20 protein-coding genes and 2 tRNA genes are annotated in these 22,641 nt (G+C 71.8%); 9 read left to right on the top strand and 13 right to left on the bottom strand.

The window, feature by feature from the left end; all coding sequences use genetic code 11:
- Positions 1-104 precede the first annotated feature (104 nt).
- Positions 105-1,619, top strand: coding sequence for an NB-ARC domain-containing protein (locus AB0I49_RS12265; RefSeq protein WP_363226831.1), 1,515 nt, complete (start codon positions 105-107; stop codon positions 1,617-1,619).
- Here the strand turns inward: AB0I49_RS12265 and AB0I49_RS12260 are convergent.
- The 4 genes from AB0I49_RS12260 to AB0I49_RS12245 all read right to left on the bottom strand — a co-directional run bounded on the left by AB0I49_RS12260 (position 1,591) and on the right by AB0I49_RS12245 (position 6,582).
- On the bottom strand, positions 1,591-3,546 hold the full coding sequence (locus AB0I49_RS12260; RefSeq protein ID WP_363226830.1) for a kelch motif-containing protein: 1,956 nt from the start codon (positions 3,544-3,546) through the stop codon (positions 1,591-1,593). The genes AB0I49_RS12265 and AB0I49_RS12260 overlap by 29 nt on opposite strands.
- Positions 3,543-5,432 (bottom strand): cellulose synthase catalytic subunit, encoded by a 1,890-nt coding sequence (locus AB0I49_RS12255; RefSeq protein WP_363226829.1) that lies wholly within the window; start codon positions 5,430-5,432, stop codon positions 3,543-3,545. The genes AB0I49_RS12260 and AB0I49_RS12255 overlap by 4 nt, the downstream gene beginning before the upstream one ends.
- 277 nt (positions 5,433-5,709) lie before the next feature.
- Positions 5,710-6,396, bottom strand: a complete 687-nt coding sequence (locus tag AB0I49_RS12250; RefSeq protein WP_363226828.1) for a FadR/GntR family transcriptional regulator — start codon at positions 6,394-6,396, stop codon at positions 5,710-5,712.
- A 112-nt stretch (positions 6,397-6,508) separates the two neighbouring features.
- Positions 6,509-6,582: transfer RNA gene (locus AB0I49_RS12245), tRNA-Lys, on the bottom strand.
- A 286-nt stretch (positions 6,583-6,868) separates the two neighbouring features.
- Between AB0I49_RS12245 and AB0I49_RS12240 the strand changes: the two genes are divergently transcribed.
- The 7 genes from AB0I49_RS12240 to AB0I49_RS12210 all read left to right on the top strand — a co-directional run bounded on the left by AB0I49_RS12240 (position 6,869) and on the right by AB0I49_RS12210 (position 14,686).
- Positions 6,869-8,218 carry a peptidoglycan-binding protein gene (locus AB0I49_RS12240; RefSeq protein WP_363226827.1) on the top strand — a complete coding sequence of 450 codons (1,350 nt, stop codon included), beginning with the start codon at positions 6,869-6,871 and terminating at the stop codon, positions 8,216-8,218.
- Positions 8,215-10,119, top strand: a complete 1,905-nt coding sequence (locus AB0I49_RS12235) for an SPFH domain-containing protein (RefSeq protein ID WP_363226826.1) — start codon at positions 8,215-8,217, stop codon at positions 10,117-10,119. Before AB0I49_RS12240 ends, AB0I49_RS12235 begins: the two co-directional genes overlap by 4 nt.
- 106 nt (positions 10,120-10,225) lie before the next feature.
- Positions 10,226-11,368 (top strand): C40 family peptidase, encoded by a 1,143-nt coding sequence (locus tag AB0I49_RS12230; protein WP_363226825.1) that lies wholly within the window; start codon positions 10,226-10,228, stop codon positions 11,366-11,368.
- Between the two features lie 42 nt (positions 11,369-11,410).
- Positions 11,411-11,845, top strand: coding sequence for an SsgA family sporulation/cell division regulator (locus AB0I49_RS12225; protein ID WP_363226824.1), 435 nt, complete (start codon positions 11,411-11,413; stop codon positions 11,843-11,845).
- A 134-nt stretch (positions 11,846-11,979) separates the two neighbouring features.
- Positions 11,980-13,086, top strand: a complete 1,107-nt coding sequence (locus AB0I49_RS12220; protein WP_363226823.1) for a hypothetical protein — start codon at positions 11,980-11,982, stop codon at positions 13,084-13,086.
- A 391-nt stretch (positions 13,087-13,477) separates the two neighbouring features.
- A complete protein-coding gene (locus AB0I49_RS12215; protein ID WP_363226822.1) occupies positions 13,478-14,068 on the top strand; it encodes a lytic polysaccharide monooxygenase auxiliary activity family 9 protein in 591 nt (196 codons plus the stop codon).
- Between the two features lie 231 nt (positions 14,069-14,299).
- Complete coding sequence (locus tag AB0I49_RS12210; protein ID WP_363226821.1) at positions 14,300-14,686, top strand: ATP-binding protein; 387 nt, start codon at positions 14,300-14,302, stop codon at positions 14,684-14,686.
- Between the two features lie 30 nt (positions 14,687-14,716).
- Here the strand turns inward: AB0I49_RS12210 and AB0I49_RS12205 are convergent, their stop codons facing one another.
- The 7 genes from AB0I49_RS12205 to tgmA all read right to left on the bottom strand — a co-directional run bounded on the left by AB0I49_RS12205 (position 14,717) and on the right by tgmA (position 19,991).
- Positions 14,717-15,610: a cytochrome c biogenesis CcdA family protein gene (locus tag AB0I49_RS12205; RefSeq protein ID WP_363226820.1), complete on the bottom strand. Its 894-nt coding sequence runs from the start codon at positions 15,608-15,610 to the stop codon at positions 14,717-14,719.
- On the bottom strand, positions 15,607-16,389 hold the full coding sequence (locus AB0I49_RS12200; RefSeq protein WP_363226819.1) for a thioredoxin domain-containing protein: 783 nt from the start codon (positions 16,387-16,389) through the stop codon (positions 15,607-15,609). Before AB0I49_RS12200 ends, AB0I49_RS12205 begins: the two co-directional genes overlap by 4 nt.
- Before the next feature lie 165 nt (positions 16,390-16,554).
- On the bottom strand, positions 16,555-16,929 hold the full coding sequence (locus AB0I49_RS12195) for a hypothetical protein (protein WP_363226818.1): 375 nt from the start codon (positions 16,927-16,929) through the stop codon (positions 16,555-16,557).
- A 54-nt stretch (positions 16,930-16,983) separates the two neighbouring features.
- Positions 16,984-17,493 (bottom strand): hypothetical protein, encoded by a 510-nt coding sequence (locus AB0I49_RS12190; RefSeq protein WP_363226817.1) that lies wholly within the window; start codon positions 17,491-17,493, stop codon positions 16,984-16,986.
- 69 nt (positions 17,494-17,562) lie between these two features.
- On the bottom strand, positions 17,563-18,693 hold the full coding sequence (locus AB0I49_RS12185; protein ID WP_363226816.1) for a methyltransferase domain-containing protein: 1,131 nt from the start codon (positions 18,691-18,693) through the stop codon (positions 17,563-17,565).
- Positions 18,690-19,637: an ATP-grasp ribosomal peptide maturase gene (gene tgmB, locus AB0I49_RS12180; protein WP_363226815.1), complete on the bottom strand. Its 948-nt coding sequence runs from the start codon at positions 19,635-19,637 to the stop codon at positions 18,690-18,692. Before tgmB ends, AB0I49_RS12185 begins: the two co-directional genes overlap by 4 nt.
- Before the next feature lie 33 nt (positions 19,638-19,670).
- Positions 19,671-19,991, bottom strand: coding sequence for a putative ATP-grasp-modified RiPP (gene tgmA / locus AB0I49_RS12175; RefSeq protein ID WP_363226814.1), 321 nt, complete (start codon positions 19,989-19,991; stop codon positions 19,671-19,673).
- A gap of 118 nt (positions 19,992-20,109) precedes the next feature.
- On the opposite strand from tgmA, the gene AB0I49_RS12170 reads away from it, so the two are divergent.
- Positions 20,110-21,444, top strand: coding sequence for a hypothetical protein (locus AB0I49_RS12170; protein WP_363226813.1), 1,335 nt, complete (start codon positions 20,110-20,112; stop codon positions 21,442-21,444).
- Positions 21,445-21,558: 114 nt separating this feature from the next.
- Here the strand turns inward: AB0I49_RS12170 and AB0I49_RS12165 are convergent.
- Positions 21,559-21,632 (bottom strand) — tRNA-Lys (locus AB0I49_RS12165).
- Positions 21,633-21,686: 54 nt separating this feature from the next.
- Positions 21,687-22,448 (bottom strand): IclR family transcriptional regulator C-terminal domain-containing protein, encoded by a 762-nt coding sequence (locus AB0I49_RS12160; protein ID WP_363226812.1) that lies wholly within the window; start codon positions 22,446-22,448, stop codon positions 21,687-21,689.
- Positions 22,449-22,641 lie beyond the last annotated feature (193 nt).

Raw genomic sequence — 22,641 nt, 5'->3', positions numbered from 1 at the left:
GGGATGTGGCGCACGTGAACGGAGAATCCGGGGCGTCCGGAGGATTCGAGGGAATTTCCGGAACCGCCGGAGACAGGCCGGGCGGCGGACCGGGCGGCGGGCGCGTGGAGCTCGGCGCCGTCGACAGCGTCGAGGCGCTGGCCGCCCTGCTGCGCCAACTGCGCCGCAGGGCCGCCCGGCAGCGGGGCGACTCGCAGCTGACCTACCGCGAGCTGGCGGCCAGCACCGGCTGGGCGCACGGCGTCATCGGGGACTACTTCGCGGGCAAGACGCTGCCGCCCACCGACCGCTTCGACGCCCTGGTGCGGCTGCTCGGCGCCGCCGGGCCCGAACTCGGCGCGCTCGCCACGGCCCGCGACCGGGTGGAGGAGCGGCGCCGGGCCCGTATGCAGCAGGCCGCCGCGCCCGCCGCGGCGGGCGGCGGCCCCGGCAGCGGCCCCCGCCCCCGGCCGGGCGCCGCGCCCCGCGAACTGCCGCCCGACCCGCCCGTCCTGGTCGGCCGCGACCGGGAACTGGCCTCCCTCGACCTGCTGCGGCCCCTCGCACCGCCCGGGCCGTCCCCGATCGCCGCCCTCGACGGGCCGGGCGGCGTCGGCAAGTCCGCGCTCGCCGTGCACGCCGCCCATCTGCTGGCGGACCGCTTCCCCGACGGGCAGCTCTACGCCGATCTGCGCGGCGCGGACTGCGGGCTGAGCCCGCTCGCCCCGGCCACGGTCCTCGCCCGGTTCCTGCGCTCACTCGGCGCCGAGGGCCCGCTGCCCGTCGGCGAGGCGGGGGCCGGGGCGCTGTACCGCGCGCTGGCCGCCGACCGGCGGCTGCTGGTCGTCCTGGACAACGCCTACGACGCCGCCCAGGTGCGGCCGCTGCTGCCCGCGGCGCCCGGCTGCGCGGTCCTGGTCACCAGCCGCCGCGTCCTGGCCACCGTCGACGGCGCCGTCCACCGGCACGTGGGCCTGCTGACGATGGATCAGTCGCTGGCCCTGCTCGGCGCGTACGCGGGCGAACGGCGGCTGGCCGCCGACCGCCCGGCGGCCGAGGAGACGGTCCGCTGCTGCGGGTATCTGCCGCTGGCGCTGCGCATCGCGGGCGCCCGGCTGGCGGCCCGCCCGCGCTGGCCCGTACGGGCGCTCGCCGACCGGCTCGCCGACCCCCGGCGCCGGCTCGACGAGCTCGAGTACGCCGATCTGCGGGTCCGCTTCACCTTCGAGGCGGGCTACCAGTGCCTGCTCGACGGCGGGGAGACGGACCATCTGGCCGCCGAGACGCTGCCGGTGCTCGCCGAGGCCGAGGGCGAGCTGACCGCGGGGGAGGCGGCGCGCCTCACGCACCGTGCGGCGCGGGAGGCGGAACCGGTGCTGGAGCGGCTGGTCGACGCCCAGCTGCTGGAGTCGCCGGGCCCCGGCCGCTACCGCTTCCACCCCCTGCTGCGGCTGTTCGCGCTGGAGCAGGCCGGGCTGCCCGTACTCCTCGCGGACCGGCCGCCGGCCGCCGGCCATCCGACCGGCCACGGGCCGCCGCCGGGCCGGCGGTTCCTCGACCGCAAGCTGTCGGCCCGCCGGCCGGCGCGGGCCCGGCCCGGCGAGCCGCGCCTCACCGAGCGGCGGCTTCCGGGACCTTGAGCCACACCGCCTCGGAGGGCGTGCCCTGATCGTCCACGACATTGAGCATGTACCAGCCCGGCGGCACCAGCGAGGGGTCCTTGGGCAGCGTGACCGTGACGCTGTCCCCGGTCGTGGTGTAGTCGAGGGCGATCGAGCGCTGCTCGATGTTGGTCACATGCGTGAAGGAGCCCGGCCGGATCAGGCGGGCCTTGCGGATCGTCGTGGCGTGGCCGGTCGCGAAGGTCGCCTTGCCGCCCAGTTGCACCGTCCGCGGCCGGGCGCCGGTGTCCTTCAGGTCCGGGCGCGAGTCGTTGTAGAGGTACGGCGGGGTGTAGAGGTCGATCTGCTGCTGGAACTTCCCGGGCTTGGTGTTGTCCTTGTCGCCGAAGAGCGAGTCGGAGCCGAAGGTCATGACCCGGCCGTCGGGCAGCAGCAGCGCGCCCGAGTGGTAGTTGCGGCCGACCAGCGGGTCGGCGACGGCGTGCTTCTCGTTGGTCTTCGGGTCGTAGATCTCGGCCTTGAGGACGTTGGAGTCGCTGCGGCCCCGGTAGTCGCCGGAGCCGTTGGTGGTCAGCACGGTGTCGTCGGGGAGGATGACGCTGCTGGGGTAGCGGGCCTTCGCGTACAGGTCCGGGCCGTCCTTGAAGCGCGGGTCCTTCGCGTGCAGGTCCACGATGCGGGTCCGGGCGGTCGACTTCTCGTCCTCGCCGACCCCGCCGCCGCCGAGCACCATGTACCGCTGGTCCTGCGCGGGCGGCAGCAGCACCGACATCGAGGTCTCCAGCGCGTCCGGGTCGCTCATGCCGGGCACGGCCTTGAAGGCGTTGGTCTTCAGGTCCCAGACGCCGGGGACGCGCCCCTGGTCGGCGGGGCCGTACCCGGCGTTGGAGCCGGTGTAGAAGATCTTTCCCTTGTCGGTGAGGAAGAGCGCGGGGTAGGTCGGGAAGAACCGCTGCTTGGGCAGGTACGTCCACTTCTTGGTCTTCGGGTCGTAGATCTCGTTCTTGCCGGGGACCACCTGGCCGATCTCGTCGAGACCGGAGACCGACAGGACCTTGCCGTCCTGGAGGGTGGTCAACGTCGGGTACCAGCGGGCCTCGTTCATCGGGTCGACCGTGATGTAGCGCTCGGAGACCGGGTCGAATTCGTAGGAGTCCTTTATCCCCTGGAAGTCCTTCTTGTCGAAGGACAGCTTGTTGGCGATGCCGTAGAAGTTACGGGCGTCCGCCCCGGTCAGGCCCTTGATCGCGTAGTTGTCGGTGAGCCCGGTCTCGTGCTCGGGCCCCTTCTCCAGGGCCTCCACATAGACGCGCGCCGTGCTGGCCGTGACGGTGACCTTGCCGGTCTTCGGGTCCGTGGCCTTCTTCGCGCGGGGCACCAGGAGGTTGTCCTTGGACTCGAAGGACTTGCCGGTCGCCTTGCCCGTGAAGACCGTGCCCGCCGGGAATGTCCTCGGCTTGTCCGGATTCTCGTTGTGGACGATCATCAGGCCGCCCGCCCGGGTGACGTCGCCGCCCAGCTTCTCGTAGCGCTGCGTGCCGCCCGCGACCAGCAGCTTGCCGTCCGGGAGCTGGGTGTGCCCGGCGCAGAAGAGGTCCTTCGGGGTCGGGATGTTCTTGAACGTGTTCTTCTCCGGGTCCCACAGGACCGTACGGAAGGACTTGGCCTTGAAGTTGGCCGCGTTGTTGCCGGAGCCCGCGACGAGCAGCACCTTGCCGGTGTGGAGCAGCGCCGCGTGAATGGTGTTGATCTTGTATTCCTTCGGCACGTCGACCACGTTCCAGTGGCCGTTCGCCGCCTTGTACCCCGGCTGATTGATCTTGTAGTCGTGGTACTTCTCGGAGGCGAAACCCCAGATCGCCGGGCCGTTCAGCCCGGCCAGCACGAGGACCGCCGCCCCGCCGACGGCTATCCGGCGGGTACGGCGGCTCGGACGGTACTTCATCGGTCGCCACCTCCGAGGGCGAGCTCGGCGGCCTTGTCGTGCGGATCGCCGCGGCCGGGCCGCTTCCGCCTGCCGCGGCGCAGCGTCCACGCCCAGGCCAGGATCGGCGCCACCGTGATGAGCAGCGCCAGCGTGGCCCAGGTCCGCATCGCCACGTGCGTATGGCCGAGCAGGAACGAGGAGACCAGGGAGCCGCCGAAGACCAGCACGAAGAAGAGGTGCACCCGGAAGGTGCCGAACAGCGTGTCGGGGCTGGCCGAGTCGCCCTTGGGCGTCACCACGAACGTGCTCTTACGGCGCAGCACCGCGTCCATCAGCGAGCGGGCGTAGATCGGCGCGGAGAGCGCGGACATCACCATGCCGGCCAGTCCGCCCGAGCCCTCGGGCTCGTGGGGCGAGACGTTGTGGCGGCGGTTCCAGATGTAGAGCCCGATCTGGAGGGCTGCGGCGTCGCTGTAGAGCATCATCCAGACCTCGGAGTTGATCTGGATGCCGGACGCGCCCAGCCCCAGGAAGAGCGCGCAGCTCAGGCCGCCGAGCACCCAGTTGACCGCCGTCATCGGGTAATAGATGACCATCAGCGTGTAGTTGAGGAGCTTGCCCGGCGACAGGGTGAAGGGGCCCTTCCAGAACTGCTTGAGAATCGTCTCGTACGTGCCGCGCGACCAGCGCAGCTGCTGGGTGAAGAAGTCCGTCCACGCGTTCGGCCCCTCGCCGACGGCGAGCACGTCCGGCGTGTAGACCGAGCGCCACTTGCGGCCGGTGCCCGGGTTGCGGTGCCGGTGCAGCTCGAAGCCGGTGGCCATGTCCTCGGTGATCGAGTCGTAGAGGCCGCCGATGCCCTTGAGGGCGCTGACGCGCACGGCGTTGTTGGTGCCGACGAACATGGGTGCGCCGTAGCGGTTGCCCGCCCGCTGGATCAGGGCGTGGAAGAGGAACTGCTGGCTTTCGGCGGCCTTGGTGACGGCCGCCTCGTAGTTGCCGTAGACCTGCGGGCCGACGACGAAGGCGATGTCGGGGTCGCGGAAGTAGCCCAGCATCCGCTCCAGGAAGTTCGGCAGCGGCACATGGTCGGTGTCGACGGAGGCGAAGAAGTCGTAGTCGTCGCCGTGCGCGTCGAGCCAGGCGTTGTAGTTGCCGTGCTTGGTCTTCGCGCGGTGCGGGCCCTTGGGCCGGTTCCACTTCTCGACGCCCTTGCGGGAGAAGTGGTGCACGCCGAGCCGCCGGCAGACCTCCTTGACCTCCGGGTCGTCGCCCTCGTCGAGCAGCCATACGTGCAACAGCCCCCGGTGGCGCAGGAGTACGGCTGCCTCCAGGGTCCGCGTCACCATCTCGATCGGCTCCTTGCCGGGCACGAACGAGGTGAGGAAGGCGACCTTGGTGCCGGTCTCGGGCACCACCGGGATCGGGTCGCGGGCCACCAGCGTCGCGTGCGCGTTGGAGGTGACGTTCATCGTGCGGAACAGCTCGATCAGCCCGATCGACACCAGCATCACGGTGTCGAGGACCTTCATGGACGTGGTCGCGTGGTCCCGGTCGGTCCAGTGCGCGGGCTGCATCAGCCACAGCAGCAGGGCGAGCGAGACGATGGGGGCGCCGCCGAGCAGCAGCGCCGCGCGTATCCGGTGCGGTTCGTCCGCGAGCAGACTGCGGTAGCGGACCCGGTACGGCCGGTCCGGGTCGGGTTTGGTCAGCGGTCCCGCGAGCCGGCTGTAGTGCTCGTAGTCGTAGCGCGACGGAGGCCGCCGGCGGCGCTGCGCCGGGAGCCGGCCGGAACCGGTGCGGTGCGGGTCCTGATGCGGACGCGGTATGCGCAGTCGGGTCGTCGCGGACGGGTCGTATGCCTGTTGATCATCCTGCCGGGCGCCGGTAGGCGTCGACGTCATGAGTCATCCCCCCGCACGCATGCTGGCTGCGTGTCAGTTTCCGAGCCCTGTGGGTCCCCCTCGACCGCGCGGGCTCGTCCGTGTCGGCCGCCACCTGGGCACGACGCGCGACGACCGTCTCCCGGCGGCCCCTTCCGCCACCGGGATCCCCCCTGTGCGATTGCCCCGAGATTCCCCAACTCGGGCTCTGTACAGCCTCATTGGAGCCGTGGGAGCCAATGACGCCAGGCAAGGGTCCCCGACCCCGCCACATGATCGCAAGGGTGATACGAGGTGTTTACCGGGCAAAGCGGTGCGCTGAACCAAGTCGTGTACGGATGTTGCCAAAGTGGTCACGGATGGCCGCTTCCGCTCGTACGGCGTCACCCGAGCGCACCGCCGCGAGGATCTCCCGGTGCTGCGCGCAGGTGACCGCGGGGTCCGTGCGCAGCTCGACCAGATCCGTGCGCACCCGGTGGAAGGCGACCCAGAACGCCTCCAGGACCTCGCTCAGCAACGGGTTGTCCAGGCCGCGGTGGAGCGTCGCGTGGAAGGCGCGGTCGGTCTCCGCCCGTACGGACCCGGCGGCGGCCTCCTCCTCCATCCGGCCGACGAGCGCGTCGAGTTCGGCCAGATCGTCCTCCGGCACCCGGCCCGCCAGCCGGGCTATCAGGCCGGTCTCCACGGCCTCGCGCAGTTCGAGGAGGCGGAGCAGGTCGTCCTCGCCGCGGTAGTGCCCGGCGACGGTGCGGAAGATCAGGCCCTCGATCATCGGGGCCATGGACATGGGGCCCACATAGGTGCCGAAGCCGTGCCGGATCTCGACGATCCCCATCGCCTGCAGCGCCTTCTGCGCCTCGCGCACCGAGTTCCGGCTCACGCCGAGCAGCTCCATCAGTTCGGTCTCGGTGGGCAGCGGGGCGCCGGAGGGGAGCCGCCGGTCGATGATCAGTTTCTTGATGCGTTCCTGGATGTCGTTCGCCATTCCGCGACTGTGCACCGCTGCCTCCGATGTGAACAGGGATAAAGGGCGAGGCCGTGAACAGAGACAACGACTGAGGCCCCCTCGCCGATGGCGAGGGGGCCTCAGTCCTACGTGCGCCGCCAGGGACTCGAACCCCGGACCCGCTGATTAAGAGTCAGCTGCTCTAACCAACTGAGCTAGCGGCGCGCGCTGACGGAGAAAACTCTACCGGATCCGAAGGGGTGCTCCGGACCACCCGGTATCGGCGTGCCCGCGCACGGGCGTATGGGTGAACGAGACCACCGCGTAAAGGGTCGAAAGTCCTTTGGTTTATGGACCAAAGACTGCACAACCTCCCGTTTTGCTCTGTGAAGATCATGTCTGTCGCGCAAGATCATCAGTTGCTCCGTCAACATGCGGTTTGTCCGGGTAGTTGAGAAGCTGTGCCGAGTGCGAAGCGCGACGGGAACTTCACGGCCTGGAGGGGACTCATATGTCGATGCCCGTGTTTGAGGAATTCGATCCCCCGGGCGATTGCGCTTGCGGGGGATGCGTGCAGCGCCGCCGGGCCCTGCTGCACGCGGTGCCCGCCCGCGACGGCGGCCACCCGGCGACGTACGGCGCCCGCCGGGCCGTCGTGCTCGTCGCGGCGGCGGGCACGGTGCTCAGCGGCGGCGCGGGCGCGGCGATAGCCGCCGGCCCCGCTCCGTCCGAGGTCAGCAGCGCGGGCCTGGGACATGACGGGGCGTCGGACACGGCCGCCGGAGCCACCCCGCAGGGCCGGCCCGGCGCGCTGTACGGCGCCGACGCCGAGGCGGCCGACGGCCGGGGCCGGGTCATGGCGCTCGCCGTGGCGAACCGCACCACCACCCGCGACGCGATATTGAACCGCGCCCAGCACTGGGTGAATCAGCAGGTTCCGTACAGCATGAGCCGCTACTGGTCCGACGGCTATCGGCAGGACTGCTCGGGATTCGTCTCGATGGCCTGGAATCTCGGCAGCAACCAGTGGACCGGCAGCCTCTCGCAGTTCGGCACCCAAATATCGAAGAGCCAGCTGCAGCCGGGCGACATGCTTCTCTTCCACAATGCGGCGAACCCCGGAGCGGGTTCGCACGTCACCATCTTCGGCGGGTGGGCCAATTCCGCGCACACCCGGTACATCGCCTACGAGCAGACGCGCCCGCATACGCTCAAGCGCTCCACCCCCTATGCCTACTGGAACAACTCCAGCCGCTATGTGGCCTATCGCTACAACGGGATAACGGGCGGCGGCAGCGGTAACAGCGGCGGCGGCTCCACCGCATTTCCCGGCGCCGGTTCCTTCGGCCCCGGCGCGTACAACGCCCAGGTGACCCGGCTCGGCCAGATGCTCGTGAAGCGGGGCGGCGCCAAGTTCTACTCCGAGGGGCCGGGCCCGCGCTGGTCGGAGGCGGACCGCCGGGCGACCCAGGCGTTCCAGAAGGCGCAGGGCTGGTCGGGGGGCGACGCCGACGGCATACCCGGCCGGGCGACCTGGGACTACCTGGTGAACGGCAAGGGCAAGAACATCGGCGGCTCGGGCGGGGCCGGCGGAAATCAGGGCGGGAACAGCGGGAGCAAGGCGCCGGCCTATCCGGGCGCGGCCGCGTTCCGCCCCGGCCAGTCCAACACGTATGTCGCACAGCTCGGCAAACAGCTGGTCAAAAAGGGCTACGGCAAGCACTACTCACAGGGCCCCGGCCCCCGGTGGAGCGAGAGCGACCGCCGGAACGTCGAGGCGTTCCAGCGGGCGCAGGGCTGGGGCGGCCGCGACGCCGACGGCTACCCCGGCCCCGAGACCTGGCGGCGGCTCTTCGCATGACGGAGCGGAAGATGAAGAAGGACAGCAGGGGCAGCAAGGACAGCACGGAGCCGGGGCCCTCGGCGGGCGCGGCGAAGTCCCGTAAGCAGGGGGACCACCCCGGTCAGCACGGCCGGCAAGGAGAGGACGGTGGTGCCGCCGGGCCACAGGGGAGCGCGCACGCCGGCTCGTACGACGGGCCGAACACCGGCCCGTCCACCGGCACCCGGATGCGCGCCATCTGGCACGGCGAGGGCATCCCCATGGACATGCTCTTCCGCGACGACCGCGACGGGTACGGGCACGGCCCGGCGCCCGTGGAGGACCGGGACGCGCCCGGGCCGCTCCAGGCCGACCGGCCGGGGTCCCACGTGGCCGTCTTCGACGCCGTCATCGACGGCGGCCGGGGCCCGGCCGTCGAGCCCGAGGAGACCGGCGGCGAGGCGGCGGGGGAGGGCGCACGGGCGACCGAGGATGAGACGACCGAGCAGCCGCTCATCCTCGTGCCGCTGATCGACCCGGACACCGGCAAGGAGTTCGTCTACCCGCCCGACCTCGCCGACCCGGCGCCCGCGGTCGGACGCCCGGCCTTCGAGAAGGCCGGGAAGCCCGACAAACGCGAGGAGGCGGCGCCGTCCGAGCCCGCCGCCGCGACTGACGCGGCCGACGCGGCGCCGTACGCGCCTGCCCCCGCCGCCGCCCAAGTGCCCGCCCCCGCCCGTACCGAGGACACCGCTCGTACGGAAGACGCCGCTCGTACGGAAGACACCGCGCGTACGGCGGGCGTCACCCGTACGGAGGACACCGCGACGGCCATCGCGGGCATCGCGGCGGCCACCGCGCTCGCCGACGCCGCGGGCCGGCCGGACGCCCGCGACTCCGCGCGTACGGGCCGGGGCGTTCGTACGGGCGGCGGCGACCGGGACGCACGCTCCGGCGGCGGGCCCGGCGCCTCCGGCGGCCGCAACCGGCGGCGGGCCGAACCCCGGCCCGACACGCGCGAGGCCCCCGAGGGCGACGCCGACCTCGTCGAGCGGTCGGGCCCCGCGCTCTCCGGCTGGTGGGCGATCTTCGTCGGGCTGCTCGCCCTCGGCGGCTGCGGCTGGCTGCTGTGGCACGTGGGCGTCCTGCCGGAAGCGGCCCTGAAGGCCGTCCGGCTGCCGGTCCATGAACGTACGGACGTACGGCCCTGGGAGTGGGCGGCGGTCGCGGCGGGCGGCGCGGTCGCGCTGCTCGCGTTCGGCGGGCTGACCCGCGGCCGGGTGGGCTGCGCCTGGGTGCTGTCGCTCTTCGGCCGCTACCGGGGGAGCGTGCGGCGCACCGGGCTGGTGTGGATCAGCCCGCTGGTGCTGCGCCGCCGGGTGGACGTGCGGCTGCGGCACTGGCGCAGCGAGCCCATGGCCGCCGTGGACGCCAAGGGCGTCGCGCTGCGGGTCGTGGTCCTGGTGGTGTGGCGGGTGCGCGACACGGCGCGGGCCACGCTCGCGGTCGACGACTACGCCGGCTATCTGAGCGAGCAGGTCGAGGCGGCCATGGCCCGCGTCCTGTCCCAGCTCCCGGCGGACGCCTTCCACGACGACGCGCCGACGCTGCGCGACGCGGAGGCCGTCGGCGACGCGCTGACCCAGGTCCTCTCCGACCAGGTCCGCTCCATCGGCGTGCAGGTCTTCTCGGCGCAGCCGACGCGGATCGAGTACGCGCCGGAGGTCGCGGCGGCGATGCAGCGCAGCCAGATCGCGGCCATCGACGCCAAGCACCGCGACTCGGTGCTGACGTCGGTGGTGGACGCGGTGGACGACACCGTCAGCAGGCTGACCGCGCGCGGGCTCGTGGAACTGGACGACTACGAACGCAAGGCGCTGGTCAAGGACCTGACCGTCGCCTTCTACACGGCGCGCGGCAGCTCGGCCGCCAAGCACTGAGCCGAGCACTGAGCTGAGCTCTGAGCCGAGCTCTGAGCGGCGGGCTCCGAGCTGTCGCGCGAAGAGGCGGCCACGGGCCGCGACACCTGGAGAAAGGCGGTAAAGAGTGCGTACACCGGCATTCAGCGAGGAGATACCGACCGACTGCGCCTGCGCGTTCTGCACGGGCGCGGCGGTCGAGTCGGCACGGCGCAACGGAGGCACCCCGCAGCGGTGCACGGTGCGCGGCGCCATCGCGGCGGCGGTGGGGGCCGCGGCACTGGTCGGCGCGGGGGCGGGTACGGCCGCGGCCGAACCGGCGCCGAGCCACGCGGGCTGGGACGGCTCCAAGTACTGGTACAAGGACGGCAGCGGCTGGTGGCGCTGGACGAGCCACTACGACAAGTACAAGGCGCACGCGGGCGGTTCCGCGTCGGCGTCGTCGTCCTCTGCTTCCTCTGCTTCCTCTTCTTCCTCGGCCGGGCGCTCGACGGCGGGCCACTCCACCAACCCCACGTTCCGGGGCAAGGCGGGCTGGGACTCCACGGACCGGGTGTACTGGTACAAGAAGAGCGGCAGCTGGTGGTGGACGAGCCACCAGGACAGATACGAGCGGTACGCGGGCGGCTCCTCGTCCTCGTCCTCTTCTTCCTCCTCGTCGTCTTCCTCCGCTGGCGGCTCCACGGCCGGCCACAACTCCAACCCCACCTTCCGTGGCCGCTCGGGCTGGGACTCCACGGACCGGGTGTACTGGTACCAGAGCAACGGCAGCTGGTGGTGGACGAGCCACAAGGACCGTTACGAGGCGCGCACCGGGAAGTCCGGGGGTTCCTCCCAGGGCTCCGGCTCCGGCTCCACGTCGCGCGGCGGCTCCGGATCGGGGTCGGGTTCGGGGTCCACCTCCGGCCACGGCACCGAGGCCGCCATCTCGTACGCCATGGCGCAGCTCGGCGACCCCTACGTATGGGGCGGCAACGGCCCGAACGCCTGGGACTGCTCCGGCCTCGTCCAGCAGGCGTACCGCCGGGCCGGCATCAGCCTGCCGCGCGTCGCCGACGACCAGTACCGCGCGTCCAAGAAGATCTCGCGCGGCGAGCTGCGCCGGGGCGACCTCGTCTTCTGGTCCGGCGACGGCTCGGTCTCGGGCATCCACCACGTGGCGATCTACCTGGGCGGCGGCCAGTACTTGGAGGCGCCCCGACCGGGGAAGACGGTCCGTATCTCCTCGTTCGCCTACTACAACCCGAACATGTACGGCCGCGTCGGCTGACGAGTGGTGTGGACCGGTTCCATCGACGAAAGGTTGCTCGCAGTGGCCACGACAGCGAACCGCACTCTGCTGCTGGAGCTCCTCCCCGGCCCCGGGGAGGCGGGCTGCCCGCCCATCCCGGTGCTCGGCCGCTTCAGCTATCGCAGTGACCGCCCGTACGAGATCGCCGTCGTCTTCTCCTGCCGGGGCGAGACGGTCGCGAGCTGGTTCTTCGCCCGCGAGCTGCTGCTGCGCGGGGCGCGGGGCCGGGTCGGCGAGGGCGATGTGTCGGTGTGGCCGGTCCACCGTCAGGGGCGCCCCGCGCGGGTGCACATCCAGCTCACCGGGGACGAGGGGCGCTGCGTGCTGGCGGTGCGCGCGGCGGACCTCGTCGACTGGACGGCGGAGACGACGCGGCTGGTGCGGCCGGGTACGGAACACCGCCACCTGGATCTCGACGGGGAGGTGGCGCGGCTCCTTGCGGGCACCCGCCCGTAAGGGGGTGCCCGTGAGGCGGGCCCATGAGAGGGCGGCTTCTTCGAAGATCATCGATTGATGGAACGTCTGGTGCCTCTCGGACGTTTGGGGTGAGTGGGACGATAGGGATGGCTGGTACGAGAGGGATGGCCGCAATGACGACCGCGATCGAGACCGCGCCGCAGGACCCGCGCCTCCACGGGTTCCTGCCGCCGCGCACACCCGTACGCACCATGATCGGCACGTGGGTGCGGCTGGACGCCCTCGCGGCCGGGGCCGCCGCCGCCCCCGACCGCGGCGCCGCCCGCGAACTGGTCGAACGGGCCGCCCGCGAGGGCGACCTGGCGGCCCTGCGGGTCCGCGTCTCCCGCCTGTCGCCGCGCAACGCCGAGGCCGCGGGGATGCGCGTGGCGGTGATCGCGGCGGCCTGCGGCTGGGCCCATCTCGACCCCGACGCGCCGGCGTCGGCGCAGGACGCCGACGCGGCGTTCCTCGAACTGTGGGCGGCCATCGCGCACCGCCTGGACCGGCCGCACTTCGTGGCCCTGCCCACGCTCGCCCTCCTCAACTGGGGCCCGGCCCGCAAGCCGCGCCGCCAGATCCCCATCGACCAGCTGGCGCGCACCGAGGAGCTGGTGCCGGTCGTCCGCTGGTCGGCGGACGGCCAGCGGCTCAGCCGCCTCGACCACCTGATGCTCGCCGCGACCCGGCTGGAGGCGCACGGCATCTGGCTGTTCCGCCTCGCGGACACCCTGGCCGGGGACGGCCCGCAGGCCGCCACGGCGACGGCGCTGCGCCGCCTCACCCGCATCCAGCACACGCTGCGCGCCCAACTGCACGCCGAACAGGCCACCCTGGAACTCGCCCCGAGCACCCCGCAGCAGCGCGCCGTGCTGACCGCGCTGGCCGCCGACGGCCAGAGCCCTTCGGGGGGCCGGTCCGGCACCGGGCTGCCGGGCGCGCTGGAGCCGCCCGTGCTCCAGGCCGCCGAGGCCGTACTCGGCATGGGCGCCCGCCGCCTCGGCGAGGGCGGTCGCCAACTGGTCCGCCGCCACCTCCCCGCCCCGCACCGCGCCTGGCTCACCGCCATGGACCGCCACTGCGCCCCCGTGCGCACCCTGGCCCACCGCGGCGGCGCCGCCTCCATGGCCTACCGCGAGGCCCAGGAATCCCTCATCGCCCTCCGTCACACCTATGCGGGCCTCCTCCGTACGGCAGCAGAGCCCCAGGTCCCGGCGGCCCGCCTGGGGGCCGCCGCGTAGGCCCTGGGGGGCGCTCAGGGGCGGTGCGCCCGGCGAGGACCGGGAGGGGTGGGACGACTTCGGCCAACCTGGCTGGGACAGGAGGGGTCCGTCTGGCGTGCGAGGCGTCGGACGGAGCGCCGTGCGCCGGTCCGGGCGGAGCGCGCGAGCCCGGAGCGGCGGTGGGCGCAACCCGCCTGCCAGGCGTTTGACAGCCCGCCGGGGCATGTTCGGCGGTCTGGCGCCGGGGGCCTGGGGGCGACGAGCGGGTTACGGGAGTGCGTACGGACAGCGGCCGGATTCAGGTCGTCATTGGTCTGGACATGATGAACGGCCGGTACTAGCCTCCCAGTTGGTCTAGACCGCACTTCACTCGACTCACAGAACCCCCCACGTTCTCAGGGAGCGAAGCATGCGCAAGAAGATCAGTGCCGCCGTGATCGGCCTGTCCATCGCGGGTGTCTCACTATTCGCCACGGGCAGCGCGTCCAGCCATGGCTACGTCGACTCGCCCACCAGTCGGCAGGCCTACTGCGCCAAGGGGACCGTGAAGAACTGCGGCGAGATCCAGTGGGAGCCGCAGAGCGTGGAAGGCCCCAAGGGCTTCCCGAGCCGAGGGCCCGCCGACGGCAAGATCTGTGCCGGCGGCAACGGCAGGTTCGCGGAGCTCGACGACCCGCGCGGCGGAAAGTGGCCCGCCACCCAGGTGACCGCCGGCCAAGGCTTCCAGTTCCGCTGGAAGCTCCCCGCCCAGCACGCCACCACGGACTTCAAGTACTACATCACCAAGGACGGCTACAACCCCAACAAGCCGCTCACCCGCGCCGACCTGGAGTCGCAGCCCTTCATGACCGTGCCCTTCGGCGGCCGGATCCCCCCGGGCACCGTCACCCACCAGGGCACCATCCCCACCCAGAAGACCGGCAAGCACCTGATCCTCGGCGTGTGGACCATCGCCGACACGGGCAACGCCTTCTACTCCTGCTCGGACGTCCAGTTCTGAGCCTCCGCGGCCGCGTCCTCTGACCGCTCGACAGGGCGCGCGGCCCCCTCGAAGGGCCTCCCTCCCACCCCCGGGGAGGCCCTTCGCCCGCTCGGCAACGCCAGGATTTCGGAGTTGTTCGAGATTTCCCACGCTCCCCGGCTTCGCGCACCCGCGGTCGTCTCGTAAGATCCACAGACACAGCAGCCAACTCTTCGCGGCCGGGGGCGAGTAGGAGGAGCCATGTCCGCCATGGCCGAATACCCCCCGCAGCGCTTCGAGCAGCAACTCGTCGCCCAGCCGAGGGCGTTCGCGCGCGTCCGGCGCACCGTCGCGTCCCAGCTCCGGCTGTGGGGCCGCACGGACCTCGTACCCGGCGCCGCCATGTGCGTCACCGAACTCCTCAGCAACGTCCACAAACACACCGCGACCGCCGAGTGCGTGCTGACCCTCGACAACCTTCCCGGCGGCATCCGGGCCGCCGTCACCGACGCCGACGCCGGCATGCCGACCGTCAAGGAGCCCGACTACTTCGCGGAGAGCGGCCGCGGCATGTTCCTGCTCTCCGAAACCGCCGACACCTGGGGCGTGGACCTCAACTCCACCGGAAAGACCGTGTGGTTCGAGCTGGGCGCCTGACGGCGGCGAGGCGCGCCCGCCGCGCCTCACTCACGAGCCCGTCTTCGCCCCTTCTTCCCTGCTCCCGGCGTTCTCGGCTGTCTTGTCGGGCTTATCGAGCTTATCGGGCTTGTCGGGCCGCAGCGCGATCCGGCCCAGCACGGCCGCCACGACGAGGGCCACGACCGCCAGCAGTACGTAGTCGGGCACGGCGTTCCCGATCCGCGAAGCGACCTCCTCCAGGTGGAACTCCTGGTCCGAGTCGAGGATTCCGGGCAGCGGGGTCGTACCGTCGAAGGCCAGGAACAGCGCCCCGATGCCGATGAAGAACAGCCCGGAGACCAGCGACGTGGTGTGCAGCTCCAGCCGGCCCAGCCGGAACGCGCGCCCGCGCAGCCAGCCCCGCCGGCCGAGCTGGAAGCGGTCCCAGAAGAGGGCGAGCACGAAGAGCGGCAGCGCCATCCCCAGCGCGTACACGGCCAGCATCGACGCCCCGTACACCGGATTGCCGTTCACGGCGGTCACCGTCAGCACCGCCCCGAGGATCGGGCCCGCGCAGAACCCGGCCAGCCCGTACACGCAGCCCAGCAGGAACGTGGACGCCGCCGAACGCGGCGTGATCCGCCCCGCCGCCGCCTGCGCCCGCTTCGACGCGAAGCCGAGGCCGACGATCTGCGCGACGCCCAGCGCGATGACCACCCAGCCGCCGATCGTGATCAGCAGGTCGCGGTGGCCGTTGAAGAGCCGGCTCGCGGCGGTGGAGGCCGCGCCGAGCGGCACCAGCGTGGTGGCCAGCCCGAGGTAGAAGACGCCGGTACGGGCCAGCAGCCTGCCCGGAGTCGCGAGCGAGTATGCGAAGAACGCGGGCAGCAGCAGCGCGCTGCACGGGCTGAGCAGGGCGAGCGCGCCGCCCAGGAAAGCGGCGAGATAGCCGATGTCGTTCACTTGGCCGCCGCCTTCGCGTGGTCGCGCGCCGCCTTGATGGCCTCCTCGAAGACGCTCATCGGCTGGGCCCCGGCGATCGGCCGGCCGCCGACGACGAAGGAGGGCGTGGACTGTACGCCGAGGCTGTACGCCTCGTTCTGGTCCTTCTTGACGGCGGCGGCCGCCGCCGACCCCTTCAGGTCCTCCCGGAACCGGTCGACGTCGCCGACGCCGCTCTTGCGCGCCAGGTCCACGAGCTTGTCCTCGGCGAGCGCGTCGCCCTTGCGGAGCTTGGCGTACAGCTCGTCGTGGAACGCCCAGAACTTGCCCTGCCGGCCCGCCGCCCAAGAGGCGCGGGCGGCCCGCTCCGAGTCCTTGCCGAAGATCGGGAAGTTGCGGAACTCGATGCGCAGCGTGCCGTCGTCCACGTACTTCTTGACCAGCTCGGGCTGCGTCTCACGGGTGAACCGGCCGCAGTACGAGCACTGGTAGTCGGCGTACTCGACGAGCACGACGGGCGCGTCCTTCTTGCCGAGCGCCAGCGCGTCGCCGTCCTCGCGGCGCACGGTCGCCTTGTCGAACTGGTCGTACATCTTCTGCTGCTCGGGGTCGGCCGCGGCGGCGTCCCCCTGCTTTCCGGTTCCGTCGGACGCGTCGGACGGGGCGGCGGCCGAGTCGGACCCGCCGTCGCTGATGTTCTCGCCGACGGCGATGCCGGTGGCGACGAGCGCCACGATCAGCGCGAAGATCGCACCGATGGCCGCGACGCGGCGGGAGGGGGTGGTGATGCGGGAGGACATGGGTGATCGGGCTCCAGGGCTCGAAGGGCTCGATGGGTTCGCGGGGATCGCCGGGAAGGCCGCCAGGGCCTCCGGACCGTAGGAACGATCAGGAGAGCCGCGACCTTCAGGATCGGAACATGCCGAAGCCCGGCCTGGTCACAGGCCGGTGGCGTGTCGACGCGGCTAGATCCGCAGAACCGGCAGGAGCTCGGCGCAGCCCGCGACGGGCAGCGGCGGAGCCCGCGGACCGCCGGCAGGGGGCAGCGGCGGCGCGGTGTACGGGAGGGGCTCGACGCCCGGCCCGGGGAGCGGGTCGGCGTGCGGATGGGCGACGGCGACGTCGGGCCCGGGGCGCGCGGGCGCCTGGTCCGGCGTGCACTTCCCGGGGACCGAGGCCGAGGGGCCCGGCGGCTCGGCGACGACGACGGCGGCGGCGAAGCCCGTACGCGCGGCGGGCTCGGAATGGGCCGCCGCGAGCGCGCAGGGCTTCGGGACGAAGAGCGCGGCGAGGAGGAACAGCAGCGCCGTGACGGCGAACGACCGGCGTGAGCGCGGCATGCGGAACCTCCTCCCTGCTGTGGCAGCCACCCATGGTACGGGCCGCCCCCGCCGTCAGCCGGCGGTACGGGCCTCGTCGCGCGCGATGGCGCGCAGCGCGGTCCGCTGGGCGTACCAGAGCAGGGTCACCGTGGTGGCCGACATCAGCACCGTCAAGAGCAGATGGCCGAACGTCCCCGCGACCGCCAGCCCCAGCGCCCCCAGCACCACATGCGCCCCCACCCGCAGCAGCACCAGCCCCACGGCCACCTTCCGCGTCCCCTTCCCCCGCCACAGCCGCTTCGCGAGCCGCACCCGCGGTCGCAGCACCGTCAGCGAGATCCCGATATTGACCACCGCCACCGCGACCAGCGCGTACATCGCCTGCGGGTACGCCCGCAGCAGGTCGTACGCGGAGGACATGACCCCCTCAAAGGCGAAGAACCACACCGGCAACGGCCTGATCTCCCCGCCGCCCGAGCCCTTCCCCGCCTCCGCCGCCCGCACCGGGTCGCCGGCCTGCTGCGAACCCTGCGGGCGCGGAGAGAGCGGAGAGAGCGGAGAGAACGGAAGCGTCGTCGTCATACGGACAATCCTGCTGACCAAGCCCCCCACCGAGCAGAGCCGCCGATCACGACCCGTCCATGACATAAGTCATCGGGCATGCGCTCCGGCCAGCTCCCAGCCGGGCCCGTCGGGACGCTGGAACCATGCCCGCTGGCGGTCGGGGGAGAGCGTGAGCCCGAAGTCCTCACGCGCCGGAACCGCGCCGTGCGGAAACAGCTCGCTGATCTCCTCCACGGCGTCCCACAGCCGTCGCGGCCCGCCCTGGCGGACCGTCCCGTCAGTGTGCGCGGTCGCGACGGAGCCATCCGGAGTCCACAGCCCGAGCGCCTGGACCCCGCCGCCCTCGCCGGACCAGACGCACGAGCCGTACCCGGACAGCGCCAGGGAGACCGGGAATCGCAGCCGGTCGAGCACCTCGGCGACCGCGACGGACGTCCGAGTCGGCACTGTCGTGCGCAGTGATGCGAAACGGGGCGGGGCCGGTCGCGCGGCGGTGCGGCGCGGCATGAAGTGAGCCCCGGCGCTCAGAAACCGGCCCGAGACCTGTCCGCCCCGCACACGCAGCCGTGCGAGACCGGCCCCGATGGGGACCACGAGCACGGCAGAATCCGCCGCCTGCTCGATCCATGGCCAGGGGACTCGGCGCAGCTCACAAGTGGCGATGGCCCGGTCGTACGGCGCCCGGTCGCGGATTCCCCGCGCGCCGTCGCCGGTACGGACGACGGGCCGGTAACCGGCTGCCGCCAGGCGCGCGGCCGCCGCTCGGGTCAGCTTCGGGTCCACATCCACGGTCGTCACCTTCGCGCTGCCGAGCCGGTGCGCGAGAAGGGCCGCGTTGTATCCGGTACCTGTGCCGATCTCGAGAACCGTATGCCCGTCCGCCACCTCAAGGGCGTCCAGCATGGCGAGCATGAGAGCGGGCTGGGTCGACGAGGACGTCGGTACGTTGCCGTCGAGCTGCGTGGTCAGCACACGGTCCGCGTACACGTCCGCGAGATACCCCGGGGACCGCACCGTCCTGGGCTGCCACCTCCCGGCGGCGTCCTGTTCGTAATAGCGCGGCACCAGCAGGTGCCGGGGCACGGCTTCCACGGCGCCCCGCCACGCGGCGGGCAGTTTCCCCGCCGCATCGAGCGCCTCGGCCATGGCCAGACGCAGGTCGCGGGCCTGTGGCAGGTCGGCCGGCATGTCGGCATCCTGTCCGGCGTACGTGGTCATGCGACGGCTCCTCGCAGCAGTGCGGCGTGCGCTTCGGCGATCGGCAGCCCGGTGGCCGCGGCGATGAACTGCCACTGCCCGGCGGGGTTGCACTCGAAGAAGTCCCACTGCCCGTCGGGCCTGACGGCGAAGTCGAACGCACCGAAGTTCAGGCGGTAGTGGGCCATGAAGCGGCGGACGCCGTCGGCCACGTGGCCGGGGGCGGTGACCGGTTCGTACTCCAACGAGTCGTAGTCGCTTCTCCAGTCCGTCAGCGCCGCGGCGCTGCCCGCGTGAATGGCGACGGGGAACATCCGGTCACCGACGACGGTCAGCCGCACCTCGTACGCCTTGGGCACCCACTCCTGCAAGAGATGCGCGGTCAGCTCCAGCGATTCGTCCAGCTCCTGCGCATCGAAACGACGGGTGGGCAGCATCATGGGCGGGCCGTCGGGCAGGTCCAGGGCCGCGGAGGCGACCGGCTTGCACACCAGCGGACCGCCGATGCCCGCAGCCCACTTACGGGCGTGCTCCAGCCGATTGGTGATCAGGGTGCGCGGCACTCGCAGTCCGGCGGCGGACGCGGCGACCAGTTGCCCCGGCTTATGGGCCGACGCGCGGTACACGTCCGGGTGGTGCATCCACACCACCGGCAGCGAGGACAGCACCTGCACCATCCCGACGAGGGCCTGAGCCCGCGCCCACCCCCGGTACGCGGACGCGACGCGTGACGCGATGCCCGGCAGGCCGGGCCGTCTGTAATACACGGCCCGGACCTCCTCAAGTCGCACCGCGCGGCCGTCCGAGCACACATCGCCCGACCAGCCGTGCTCCTCTCCACCGTGCTGGGCGGCGAGCGTGACGTCCTGGGGGAAACGGGCCAGATCGAAGCGCATCACCGGAACCCCTTGGTTGGTCAGTGCCTGGACCACCAGGTCGGCTGTGGGGTCGCGATCTTCCGCCACGACCAGGACATACCGAAGCGGACCGGGCACTGTCTACAGCCCCTCATCGCCGGGAAACGCGTAGGGGTCGGAGTCCTCGTCGGGCGGGTTGCCGGGTGAGGTGTCGTTGTTCGTGGCGGTGCTCGACGCGGCCATGGGGGTATCGGCCCACAGACGGCCGTCGGCCATGACGTTGACCTGGCGCTGCGGGTCGTAGGCGAACTCCGACGGGTCGATCTTCACGACGTACGCGGGAAGCGGCGCCCGTGCGCCGAACGGCAGCTCTCCGCCGGCGCGGCCCTCCGCATCCTCGGATCGGGTCGGGCGTGGGACGGGCGTGCGGTGCGAGATCTTGTCCGTCGTGGTGGGGGTCATTCGAGGCTCCCTCGCGGCTGGGGTTCGTACATTCAGGTAACCCCCGGAGCGAGGCCGACCGGTACCGTGAGAGGGAGCCGTGTACATGAAAGCCATGAATTCCAGCGGGAGTTGGACCATGCCGAACAGCCCGTGCACACCGAACCCCGGTCTGGCCGGTCTGCTGGACGAGACCAGATGGTCATGGACGCAGTTCGCGAACGCGGTGAATCGCACCGGCGCCGAGGCCGGACTATCACTGCGCTACGACCAGTCGGCCGTGTCGCACTGGCTTTCCGGGACCATGCCGCGAGCGCGGGCCCGGCCCGTCATCCTCGAAGTGCTCGCCCGGCGACTCGGACGTCCGGTCACTCATGCCGAGGCCGGTTTCGCCGCTCCGGCGGGAGCGGGGGAGAGCGGCGATGTTCTCGAAGACCTCATCGATGTCGGAAGGGCGGACATGGACCCATCCCGTAGGGGCGTACTCACTGCCGGCGTGTACTCGGCGGCGCTGGCTGTTCCGCTGTTCCCCGACCTCGCGGGGGCGGTGGAGCGCGGTACCGGACGTACCGCGCGGATCGGTTCCGGCGAGGTCGCCACCGTCCGCACCATGACCGACCGGATCGCCGACATCCTCGATGAACTCGGCGGCGGCCACGCCCGGCCGATGGCCGCCGCCTTCCTGGTCAACACGGTGGCTCCGTACCTGAAGGCGTCCGCCACCGAAAGGATCCGCAAGGACATGCTCGCCGCCGCCTCGGACCTGGTGTACCTGACGGGCTGGATGGCGATGTACGAGCGCGACCACGGTCTCGGGCAGCGCTATTACGGCAAGGCCCTGAAGCTGGCCGGAGCGGCCGAGGACCATCTCACCTACTGCCGCACGCTGCGCGGCATGAGCCTCCAGGCGTCGAACCTCGGCTATGGCAGCAAGGCGTTGCGGCTCGCCGACGCCGCCGCTGAAGCTTCCCCGGAGGCCGGACCGCGCTTGCGGGCGTTCCTCGCCGGACAGCAGGCCCACGCCGCGTCGATGACCGGCGACCGGCACTCTGCCATCGCCAGACTCGGTGAGGCGGAGACGGCCCTGTCGAAGGCGGATTCCCGGCGTGAGTCCGTCGGCGGCTACGACGCCAGCGCGTACCACTTCCACGAGTCCCACGTGCTGTACGAGTTCAAGGACCTGAGCGGGTCGATCCGGGCCCTGCGCCAGTCCTTGAAGGTCCAGCCACGCCAGGAGCGACAGGGCCGGGTGCACTCGAACGCCCTGCTGGCCCAGCGGCAATTCGAGTCCGGACACGTGGAAGCGGCATGTGTGACGTGGCACACATTCCTCGACGACTACGTGCAGTTGTCCACGGCCCGCGGGGACGAGCACTTCGACACCATGCGGCGGCGCGTCCGGCCGTACGGCAAGATCCGCGCGGTCCGGGAGCTGGCCGAGCGCGCCCGATCGGTCGCCGCGCTCAAGTCGTGACCGCGGCGTCGCCCGGCGCGGCGGGCGGAGGGCCCTGACCCGTGCGGGGCCGGGGGAGCGGCATGCCCACGAGAAAAGGCCCCTCACCGGAGTGAAGGGCCTCTGCTCTGTCTGTGCGCCGCCAGGGACTCGAACCCCGGACCCGCTGATTAAGAGTCAGCTGCTCTAACCAACTGAGCTAGCGGCGCTCGCTGACGGAAGAAATACTACCTGCTCCCGAGGGGTGCTCCTGACACTCGGCTTCAGAGCGTGAGCGAGAGCAGCAGCGGGGCTGCCGAGCGGTTCAGGGTGTCGGCGGCCTGGCGGAGGCGGTGGGCGTGTTCCAGGGGGAGGGAGAGGGCCAGGCAGCCGACCGCGTGGCCGGCCGTGATGGGGACCGCGGCGCAGACCGTGCCCACCGCGTACTCCTGGAGGTCGAGGACGGGGACGGTCGCGGGGTGGCTGTCCAGCTTGGAGAAGAGGATCTTCTCGTTGGTGATCGTGCGGGACGTGAGCCGTGCGGTCTTGTGGCGCGAGAGGTGGTCGCGGCGGTCGTCGTAGTCGAGCTGGGTGAGCAGGCACTTGCCCACCGCGCTGGCGTGCGCCGCGGAGCGGAAGTCCACCCATTCGTTGACCTTGGGGGTGCCCGGCCCGTCCGCGTACTGCGTGATCTTGACTTCGCCGTCGATGTAGCGGCTGATGTACACGGCCGCGCCGAGGGAGTCGCGCAGCGCGTCCAGGGACTGCTGGAGCTTGCCCTTCAGGGCCGTGCGCCGGTCGCCGCCGCCGGAGCCGAGCAGGAGCAGCGCCTCGCCGACGGTGTACGTGCTGTCCGTGACCTGTTCCACATAGCCCTCGCGGCGGAGCATGCGCAGCATGTGGGCGAGGTGGCCGGTGGGCAGTCCCGTTTCGCGTGCTATCTGTGCGTCGGTGACGCCGTCGACGTGCTTGGCGACCGTTTCGAGCACGCGCAGGGCGTACTGAACCGAGTGGAACGGCGCGGTCGGCTCGGGCTTGAGCGCCACGGATTCCCCCTAGCAGTTTCCAGCAGGTTGCCGCTTGCGCGTCCACGATAGCCGCCAAGAGGGGGAAATGGGGCGGTTGTTGGCGAGAATTGTGGCGCGCTCCGGGGCTCTGTTCAGGAGCGCGCCACGCTGGCATATGTCATGGGGATAAAAGTGGGGGTACGGGCTCCTGTGGCGGCGATCCGGGGCGGCC

It is taken from the genome of Streptomyces sp. NPDC050617, from assembly GCF_040654795.1.
Taxonomy (GTDB): domain Bacteria; phylum Actinomycetota; class Actinomycetes; order Streptomycetales; family Streptomycetaceae; genus Streptomyces.
This window is presented reverse-complemented; position numbering and strand designations above follow the sequence as displayed.